The 7,318-nt window shown below is 36.3% G+C and carries 4 protein-coding genes; 1 reads left to right on the forward strand and 3 read right to left on the reverse strand.

Annotation, left to right across the window (positions count from 1 at the left end):
* Positions 1–39: 39 nt before the first annotated feature.
* From BKM63_RS23385 to BKM63_RS23395, 3 genes are all read right to left on the reverse strand, one after another.
* Entirely contained in the window at positions 40–2,955 is a 2,916-nt protein-coding gene (locus BKM63_RS23385; RefSeq protein ID WP_071638980.1) for an FAD-binding and (Fe-S)-binding domain-containing protein, read from the reverse strand.
* A 300-nt stretch (positions 2,956–3,255) separates the two neighbouring features.
* A complete protein-coding gene (nagB, locus tag BKM63_RS23390) occupies positions 3,256–5,181 on the reverse strand; it encodes a glucosamine-6-phosphate deaminase (RefSeq protein ID WP_071638981.1) in 1,926 nt (641 codons plus the stop codon).
* Positions 5,182–5,321: 140 nt separating this feature from the next.
* On the reverse strand, positions 5,322–6,071 hold the full coding sequence (locus BKM63_RS23395) for a DeoR/GlpR family DNA-binding transcription regulator (RefSeq protein WP_071634560.1): 750 nt from the start codon (positions 6,069–6,071) through the stop codon (positions 5,322–5,324).
* Positions 6,072–6,315: 244 nt separating this feature from the next.
* On the opposite strand from BKM63_RS23395, the gene BKM63_RS23400 reads away from it, so the two are divergent.
* On the forward strand, positions 6,316–7,318 hold a 1,003-nt coding region (locus BKM63_RS23400), incomplete at its 3' end, for a carboxypeptidase-like regulatory domain-containing protein (RefSeq protein ID WP_165608799.1).

The raw sequence follows: 7,318 nt of genomic DNA on the forward strand, positions 1-7,318 counted from the left end.
GCAACACATATTTTTATTTTTATTTTCTCTCTAAAAAAATCATTTCAAACAATCTCTTAAAATCGTTACCGGATGCATTGCTGTTCTATTCGTTCCATCAAATATCTGATGACGGCAGCTTGTTCCTGCAGCCGCAATTGCCGTTGTTTGTTCAGTTGCACGAATTTTTGGGAACAGAGTATCTTCGCCCATCTGCATACTGATTTCGTAATGTTCTTTTTCATAACCAAATGAACCCGCCATGCCGCAACAACCGGAATTGTAAATCGTAACGCTGCTGTTTTTTGGTAAATTCAGCATTGCAAAAGATGCTTCAACCGTGCTTAATGATTTTTGATGACAATGTCCGTGAATCTTTATTGTTTTCTCAACATCTGAAAATTGTCCGGAATGAATTTTCCCTTTTGTAATTTCTCTTTTAAAGAATTCTTCAACCGTAAAAGTATTTTTTGATAGTGCTTCAGCACTTTCTTTGTCTTTTGCCAGCCGAATATATTCGTCTCTAAAAGTCAATATTGCCGATGGTTCTATTCCGATTAAAGGGGTTTCTTCAGAAATTAAATCTTTAAAAACGGCGACATTTTTATTGGCGATTTCTTGTGCTTCTTCCAGAAAACCTTTTGATATAAATGCTCTTCCGCTTTCTTCATGGTCCGTAATTATGACTTCATAACCCAATCCGGTCAATAATTCGTAAGCATCAATTCCGACAGAAACATCATAATAATTCGTAAACTCATCGCAAAAAAGATATACTTTTCCGTTTTTAAAAGAATTGGTCTCCGCTGATTTTCTATTCTTTTCGTACCATTTTTTAAAAGTCTTTGGCGCCAATAAAGGCACTTGTCTTTGAGGTGCAATTCCCATGCTTTTTTTCACCAAAGACAAATTAGAAACAAAATTGGTCATCGATGGCGCAATACTTCCTAACTTATTTAATTTGGAATTGAAAGCAAATATTTTATTACGAACAGAAAATCCATTTGCTTTTTGATATTGATATAAAAATTCGGCTTTTAAAGTTGCTACATCTACATTACTTGGGCATTCACTTGCACAGGCTTTACAGCTTACGCACAATTCAAACACTTTATACAATTCTTCGTGATCGAATTTATTGTCTTTTTCAGAATTTGTCAGATATTCTCTCAGCGCATTAGCTCTGGCGCGAGTCGTATCTTTTTCGTTTCGGGTGGCGCGGTAACTCGGACACAAAGTTCCTCCCGCCGAAGGCATTTTTCTACAATCGCCTGAACCATTGCATTTTTCAGCGGCGCGTAAAATTCCCATGCTGTCTGAAAAGTCCTGAATGGTTTTAATATTGGGCTCTATTCTCCCTGCTTCAAAACGAAGATTTTCATCCATTTTAGAAGCATTTACAATTTTTCCAACGTTTAAAATGGTATTTGGATCAAATGCCTTTTTTATTCGTTTCAGCAATTCATAATTTTTATCGCCAATCATAAAAGGCAGAAACTCTCCTCTTAAAATACCGTCGCCATGTTCACCACTTAGTGAACCTCTGTATCTTTTCACCAAGTGAGCCACTTCCGTGGAAATATTTCTAAACTGGTGTAATCCTTCTTTTGTTTTTAAATTTATCTTCGGACGTAAGTGTAATTCTCCCGCTCCGGCATGTGCATAATAAATCGCACTTTGGCCATGCCTTTCCATCATGGCCGCAAAATCGGCAATATAATTGGGCAGATCGCTGAGTTCAACTGCGGTATCTTCAATAGAATCGGCTGCTTTGTCATCGCCAACAATACTTCCTAAAAGTCCTAAACCTGCTTTTCGAACCTCGTTTACTTTATCAATATCAGTTCCGTAAATTTTAGGCAGTGCATATCCAAAATTATTATCCTGCAACTCCTTAATCAAAGCATCGGCCTGTAATTCGGCATCTTCCATACTAATATGCGATCCTACTTCAAGCATAATTACTGCTTTAGGTTCTCCCACGATAAAAAATCGGTTTTTAGCCTGTTCTCTATTAGTTTTGGTACAATCTAGTATCGTATCATCCATCATTTCGCAGGTGTACAAATGATGTTTCATTGCCGTAACCACCGCTTCTAAACTTTCCTGAATGGTATGAAAATGTGCCACAACCATAATATTGTTTGTGGGCGGCAAATCGTCTGCTTTCAAAGTTATTTCGGTTGTAAACGCCAGAGTTCCTTCGCTTCCGCAAAGTAATTTCCCTAAATTGATTGTATCTTCAGTTCCCGAAAACAGTTCTGATTTTAGTAATGCATCAATCGCATAACCTGTATTTCGTCTGTGAATTTCGGGCTTTGGAAATTCCCTTTTGATTTCTTCCTGATTTTCTTTATTCGAAAGTTCCTCGTAAATCGTTTTGTAAATTTTACTTTCTAAAGAATCCCCTTTTGTCTTCTCTATAAATGCTGCAGAAGTTAAATCTTTAAATACCGCCGTACTTCCGTCACTCAAAACGGCTTTTATCTCGACAATTTTATCTCGTGTAACACCATAGCGAATTGAAGTTGTTCCTGATGAATTATTGCCCACCATACCGCCAATCATACATCGATTTGTGGTAGAAGTTGTCGGGCTGAAAAACAAACCGTGCGGCTTTAAAAATAAATTCAGTTCATCCCGAATTACCCCGGGTTGCACTGTTATCGTTTTCTTTTCGGCATCAAAAGAAACAATTTTGGTAAAATGTTTCGAAACGTCTACAATTATTCCGTTTCCAACAGTTTGACCCGCCAAAGAAGTTCCTGCCGTTCTTGGTGTTATTGAAATATTATTTTCTGAAGCAAAGCGAATGATTTTTACAATATCATCTTCGGTTTTAGGAATTGCAACAGCTTTCGGCATAATTCTGTAGGCCGAAGCATCTGTAGCATACAGCTTTTTATGAAGTTCATCATAAAAAAGAGTTCCTTCTAAGGAATCAGATAGTTGTTGTAATTGAAGAGAATCGGGCATTTATTTTGTTGTATTGCTTTTGGTTGGTAATTTTAAAATTCTATTTTGATTGTGTTAACCATTAGATATAATTAATTCAACACATAGAAACATAGATTTAACCTTTTTAAAAAAGGCGTTTCACTTATTTAAAACAAACATAGAGAGCTATGTGTTAGAAACATGTTTCTTTTTATATTCTTTTACACACAATCAAAACTATGTTTCTATGTGTTAAATCAATTTTTTTATTAATTACACCTGACGGGTTTTGAAAACCCGTCAGGTTTATCACCGAAAAGATTAACTTTTCAGAAATTACTAATAATCAAAACGTTTAAAAGCTTCAATAGCTTCGTATTCTGCCAATCCTAGTTCGTCATAAAGAACTGCGGTATTTTTGTTACGATCTTCGGCTCTAACCCAGAATTCTCTGGAGTCATTCCCCTGAAACATAACTCTGTCTTTTTGAGATTGATGGTATAAAATAGCGTGGCGTTTCAGCAATACTTCTGATGGAGAAAGCGGTACAGCCATATCAATTTCATGGATATCCCATTCGTGCCATGCGCCTCTGTAAAGCCACAGCCAGCAGTCGTCCATATATTTTTCAGGTTTTAATTCTTTCATGGCTGCAAAAATCGCATTCAGACAAACTTCATGTGTTCCATGCGGGTCTGCTAAATCTCCGGCTGCAAATACCTGATGCGGTTTTATTCTGGCAATGATTTCTTTTACAATGGCAATATCTTCAGCCCCTAACGGATTCTTTTTTACCTGTCCTGTTTCGTAAAAAGGAAGATCCAAAAAGTGTGTATTTTCATCTTTTAAGCCGATGTATCTTGTTGCTGCATAAGATTCTCTTCTTCTGATTAATCCTTTTAACTTTCTAACCTCAAGAGAATCAATCTGATTTTCTGATTTGTTGTTTAAAAACTCAATAACCGATTTGAAGTTGATATCTTTTGGAAGATTTCCGCCCGTGAAATCGTTGCATACTTCAGCAAATTTCAAGGCTTCATCATCTGTAACGGCAATATTTCCAGAGGTTTGATATACTACGTGTACATCATGTCCTTGTTTTATCAATTTTGAAAAAGTTCCCCCCATCGAAATCACGTCATCATCCGGATGCGGACTGAAAAGGATCACTCGTTTTTTGGCAGGATTGGCTCTTTCCGGACGATGAGAATCGTCGGTGTTTGGTTTTCCGCCAGGCCAGCCTGTAATGGTGTGCTGAAGAATATTGAACATATTAATATTCAAATCGTAAGCAGAACCTTCCAATGCTAATAAATCAGACATTCCGTTGTTGTTGTAGTCACGGTCTGTTAGTTTTAAAATAGACTGGTTTGTTTTCTGGCACAGCCAAACAATCGCTTTGCTTTTTAATTCTGGTGTCCAGATGCATTCTCCAACCAGCCAAGGCGTTTTAAAACGCGTCAATTCTGATGCAGCAGACTGATCCAGAACGAAAGTGGCGTTTGGATGGTTTTGCAAAAAAGTTGCCGGAACTTCTGAACTTACTTCACCCTGAATGGTTCTTTTGATGATATCGGCTTTGTTTTGTCCCCATGCCATCAAAACGATTCTTTTAGATCGCATAATGGTAGAAACCCCCATGGTAATCGCTCTTTTCGGAACGTTGTCAATACCGTTAAAATCAGATGAGGCATCTACTCTAGTAATATGATCCAGTGTAATAATTCGTGTTCCTGAATTGATGTGCGATCCCGGTTCGTTGAAACCTACGTGACCTGTACGACCAATTCCCAGCAGTTGAAAATCAAGCCCTCCGGCATTTTTAATTTTCATTTCATAATCAATGCAGTATTGGTTCAACTGATCTAAATCAATTGTTCCGTCGGGAATATTTACATTTTCGGGCTTAATATCAATATGATTAAAAAGATGCTGATGCATGAAGTAATGGTAACTTTGTCGGCTCTCTTTAGTCATTGGATAATATTCATCCAGGTTAAAAGTGATTACATTGCTAAAGCTCAGCCCATCTTTATGCATTCGAACTAATTCTTCATATACTTTTATAGGAGAAGATCCTGTAGCAAGACCCAGTACACAGGATTCGTTAGCGGCTTGTTTGGAAAGTATTAATTCAGCTATTTCTTGAGCGACATTTTTTGAAGCTTCTGCAGAATTCTCAAAGATCACATTATGATTTTTTTCGAATCGTGTTTCTTCAAATTTTCCGGGTATGTCGTAAGCTAAAGAAGTAGTGGTTTTCATAATATATTGATTGTAGTTAAAATTAGTTTTAACAAATATATATACAAAAAACAAAACAAATACATTATTTTGCGTTATTTAACAAAATTAAATTCAAATAACGCAAAAAAACGCAGAAAAGTTTGACTTACTTTTTAAATTTATAATATAAAGACACCTGATTTGCGGTATTCTTCCAGTCTGGCATCTTCCGGATCTAAATTGGTTACAATCGTATCGAGCTGATTCAAATCACAGACAACATGCGGCATTTTGGTATTTAATTTATCCGCAGAAAACATAGACACAACCCTATCAGAAGCTTCTATCATGGCTTTTTTAACAATCGAGATTTCATATCCAATCTCCGTTAAGCCTTGTTTTATATTAATACTGCTGGCACCAATAAAGCAAATATCAGCTTTAATTTTAGACACAACCTGAATCACGTCCATACCAATTGTTACCATTGCGTTTTTTTGCATTTTCCCTCCAATAAATATTAAATCAATATTTGGGTGCTGGGACAGTTGCATTGCTATTGGAAGGCTGTAAGTATAAATAGTAGCTTTTAAATGAGACGGAATTAATTTTGCAAAAACCAAATTTGTACTTCCTCCGCTCATTATAATAACTTGGTCATCATGCAATAAAGACAATGCTTTTGTTGCGATTGCTTTCTTTTCTTCTTCGCCGGAAATATGGATATCAAAAACATCTGCAGATTTTTCTTTAACCTGAACTGCCCCGCCATACACCTTCTCCAGCAGTTTCTTACTATCCAGTTCGTTTAAATCCCTTCTAATTGTATCTTCTGACAAATCCAGAGCCAAAGCTAAATCTGTTGTGACAACCTTCTGTTCTTCAACAAGCTTAGTCATTATATATTTATGTCTTTCGGCTTTCAGCATTTTTTAAAAAGTTAAAATTCAGCACAAATATATCAAATAATTCAATTGAAAATTGCGCATTTGTAAGAAAGTGCAATAGTTTGCGTTTTTTAGACTCAAAAATAAAACAGGAAAGAATTTACATGTAAAATTTGCGTTGTTTTGCGTTATTTTAGTCAATTTTAGAAAAAAAGTTCAAAAAACTGCATTTATATGCAATAAATAAATATATTTGCTCAACAACCATTAAAAAAACCAAATAATCATGAAAAAATTATTTCTTATTTCATTGTTGGTTTTGTTCATTCAAGCAACATTTGGGCAAACAAAAACAATTACTGGAACTGTCAAAAACAAAGCAGACGGGATTCCGATACCTGGAGTCAGTGTTCTTATTCAGGGAACCTCAAACGGAAGCACAACTGATTTTGACGGAAATTACAGCATTTCTGTATCAGCAGGACAAACATTAAGTTTCAGCTACATGGGCTTTGAAACCAGATTAGTAAAAGTGGAAGGACAACAAAAAATTAACGTTGATCTTTCTGAAAGTACTTCAAAACTTGATGAAGTAGTTGTAGTAGGATTCTCTTCTCAAAAGAAAACAAATTTAACCGGAGCTGTTGCCTCAATCGATGTAGCTAAAACAATTGGAAGCAGACCGCTGACAGATGTGAGCAAAGCTTTACAAGGAACAACACCGGGGGTAAATGTTAGTTTTAACTCAGGAAATATTAACCGTGCCGCTAACATTAATATACGTGGAGCTGGTACAATTAATGGTTCAGACGCTCCTTTAATATTAGTTGACGGAGTACCAACAGATTTATCGCTTATTAATCCAAATGATATCGCAACGATGTCTGTACTGAAAGACGCAGCTTCAGCTTCTATTTATGGAGCTCGTGCCGCTTTTGGGGTAGTTTTGATTACTACTAAAGGAGGAAAATCAGGTGAAGGAAAAGTGAGATTCTCTTATTCTGCTAATACCGCTTTTACAAATCCAATTTCTACTTTAAAATTCTTAGATCCAACAGTAGAAATTCCGGGATTAATTGCTGCAGGTACTCGTACTGATGGTGCTGTGCCAGAGATCTTTGGTGCAAACTACAATACTTTACTGGCCGGAATTAAAAACTGGAAAGAAAAATATGCAAATAATCGTACCAGCCGTGAAATGGTTTATGGTGAAGACTGGGAGATTAAAAACGGTACACCTTATTTCTACAGAGTTTGGGATGCTAATAAAGAATTGTATGCAAGCAACG

The sequence above is a fragment of the Flavobacterium johnsoniae genome, assembly GCF_001879205.1.
Taxonomy (GTDB): Bacteria; Bacteroidota; Bacteroidia; order Flavobacteriales; family Flavobacteriaceae; genus Flavobacterium; species Flavobacterium johnsoniae_A.